General features: G+C 52.4%; 2 protein-coding genes. One reads left to right on the forward strand and one right to left on the reverse strand.

Going from position 1 to position 2,909, the window contains the following annotated elements; all coding sequences use genetic code 11:
• The first annotated feature begins 31 nt into the window (after positions 1-31).
• Positions 32-742, forward strand: a complete 711-nt coding sequence (locus T363_RS0113635) for a hypothetical protein (RefSeq protein ID WP_154658824.1) — start codon at positions 32-34, stop codon at positions 740-742.
• A gap of 67 nt (positions 743-809) precedes the next feature.
• Here the strand turns inward: T363_RS0113635 and T363_RS16305 are convergent.
• The coding region (locus T363_RS16305; protein WP_161645972.1) for a hypothetical protein at positions 810-2,909 on the reverse strand (2,100 nt) is incomplete at its 5' end.

Genomic DNA, 2,909 nt, shown 5'->3' on the forward strand with positions numbered 1-2,909 from the left:
GAGGGGCGCACCGACCAAAGGAGGAATGATTATGGGTTTTGCCGAAAACAAACAACAGGAATTTACCAAGAAGATCCGCAATCTGCCCGACCAGCCCAATATGCAGCCGCATGAGCTGAAGGAATACTTCGACAGCAGTCCGGAGGAACTGCGGCAGTCGCACAACGACCTGTGTGACGCATTGACCGCCAAAACTGCCGCGACCGCACTGGGCTTTTCCCGCACGGCGGGCGTCCCGGCGGACACGGTGCAAACAGCAGTGGAAAACGTGCAGCAGCAGCTCAACGCTGCGGTGATGGGGAACATCCCGTCCGGGAGCGTGACCGGAGATAAGCTCGCACAGGATGTGCGCGACCGGTTCACCGCGATTGAAAATGCAGCGAAAAGCGAAGCCAGCACCCGCGCAAGCGGTGACAGCAATCTGCAAAATCAGATCAATACGCTCAGTGCTGCTAAATGCGAGGTGCACATTGGCAGTTATACAGGCAATGGTGCAGACAGTCAACATATACCACTGCATTTTGCCCCCAAAGCCGTATTGCTGTTTGCAAAAGGATGTGCGTTGTATCCCGGTATACAAGATACCAATGGAGCGCTTTTGCTCCTGCCCGGCATTCAAAGTACCGCATATGACCGGCCTGCCGCAGAAATCAGCGGCAACGGCTTTACGGTTTACTATAATGGTTCCTATAAAATTTATTTTAATGCCCCTGAGGCGCACCACTTTATTGCTTTTAAGTAAAGTGGCGAAGAAAAATCCCCGGACCGTAGTCCGGGGATCTTTTGCATGATAAGAAATTCCTTAGGAATTACTTAACAACAGAACCGTCCTTCTTGTACAGTTCCTTTGCAGCATCCAACTCGTTGTTGGTAGTATCAATGATAACAGCCAGAACCTTGTCGTTGTTGTCGCCGCCGATAACCACGTAAGCGTTGGTCAGCACAGTCTCCTTATCGGAGGTGGACTTGGAACCAGCGTTTGCCAGCTGGATCTGATCCAGGCTGTTGCCCTCTACGCCTGCGGTGTTCTCGTCGTCTACGGTGAGGAATACGCAGTCCTCGTCCAGCGTGTACTGCTTCGCACCCAGAGTCTCAGATACAAATGCCAGCTCGCCTTCTGCCTTGTAGTCGAAACCGGTAACAGCTACCGCTGCAAAGCCCTTCTGAATGCCGGCATTTACCTTGATGCTCTCGATGTAATCGCCGTTTACAGTGTAGGAGATTACAGCGCCTGCAGTTGCGTTCTTCTCAACCGTCTTGGTGTCAGCATACAGGGTCTTCGCACCATTAGTGGTCCATACCTCGTAAGTAGCCTTATCCTCGCCGTCCTTGTCGCTTACGTAAGCATCAGCGGTCAGGTAGCCATACAGGGTATCCTTGGTAGCGCCCGGAACGTTCTCGGATGCATTGTTTACCAGAGCAGCCACTGCAACGTAGTCGATACCGTTGGACTCCTTGGTGCCGTAAGCAGCCGTGAAGTTATTGGTGATCGAATCAGCCCAGTTCTTGATCTGCTTGCCGGTCAGAACCTTGGTCTCCTTGCCGGTCTGAACAAAGATCACAGCGTCGTCCTGCGGAGCCAGACCATCGATCTTCTGCTTGGAGTAAGCATCAGACTTGCCGGTTACAATCTTGTCATAGCCAGCATCATTCTTAGTGCTCAGGGCTTCGATGTCATAAGTCTCATCAGAGAGCTTAGAGTAGGTATACATCTGACCAGCCTTTACTCCAGCTTCGTCAGCGTAATCGGTGCCAACGTTACCCGCCTTAGCGATCTTGTCGCCAGCCAGCTTGGAAACCTTAATGGTCTTGTTGGAGCCATCAGCGAAGTAAGCACGAACTTCCTTAGTGCCGTACTTTTCGCCAGCATAGCCGTCAAACTCCTTGGTGCCGGAGATGTAGAGGATGTCCTTGGAAACAGACTTGGTCTCGTCAGCGAACAGCAGTACGCCGCCTACGATAACCATGTCATAGCTGTTGCCGGACTCAACCTTAACGTCCTTAGCCAGCTTGACCCACTCGTCATTCACCTTAGCCTCGCCAGTGCGGGTGCCGGTAACCTTAGCGGAAGTTACGTCCAGCTTGGTGATGGAATCCTTGTCCTCGCTGGAGCGGTTCGCCTCAGCAACGAACATAACGTAATCGTCCTTGGCAATGCCGTCATAAATCTCAGCATCGTCAAACTTAACGGTGTTGATGCCGTTGTTAACAGTTACAGAAGACTTGCTGACAGCGGTCACCTTGCCGACCTTAGCCGGGGTGTGCAGCGCGGTATCAACCTTGCCGTCGCCGTCGTTGTCGATCAGCTTGATGGAGGAAGCAGCCGCATTCTTATCCATGTTGCCCTTCTCGCCCACAGCTTTAACGATCGTATCAAAGCCAGTCTTATAGGTATTGGTGTTGGCAGTCAGGATCAGGTTGCCCTTCTTGTTGTCGGCAGAGTCCAGCTTGTAGGAGGTGCCGTCCATCTTAACCTTCTCAGAGCCATCGAGCTCGAGCTGGCCAGCGTAGCCGGTCGCTACAACCTTGGAATCGTCGTTCGCGTAAACGCCGTAAACCTTGGACTTGTCGTTGTCCTTCAGCAGAATGTTGACACGCTGGCCAAGCAGAGCGGAGCAGTCGTCCTCAACCTTGGTGTAAGCACCGTTGTTCAGGTTGAAGGTGGACTTGCCGGACTCCTGCTTAACAGAGGAGAGAAGAACATTCTCAACCGTGTCAAGCTTCATCCACTTCTTGCCCAAGGTCTCGTTCTTCTCAACATTGACCCAAGAACCATCATTCTTATTGTTCGGATTGGGCTTCCACTCAAGGCCGGTGGTCTTGACCTTCTCGTAGCCGTTTACATCCGAGCTCCACTGAACAGTATCAGCCTCCAGAGCATTGAACATGATCTGAGCAGCGTACTGACG

The organism is Agathobaculum desmolans ATCC 43058 (assembly GCF_000701665.1).
Taxonomy (GTDB): Bacteria; Bacillota; Clostridia; order Oscillospirales; family Butyricicoccaceae; genus Agathobaculum; species Agathobaculum desmolans.

What these genes read in the sequence shown, in the direction of transcription:
- T363_RS0113635 (WP_154658824.1), top strand. Translation starts at nt 32, where the DNA reads ATGGGTTTTGCCGAAAACAAACAACAGGAATTTACCAAGAAGATCCGC.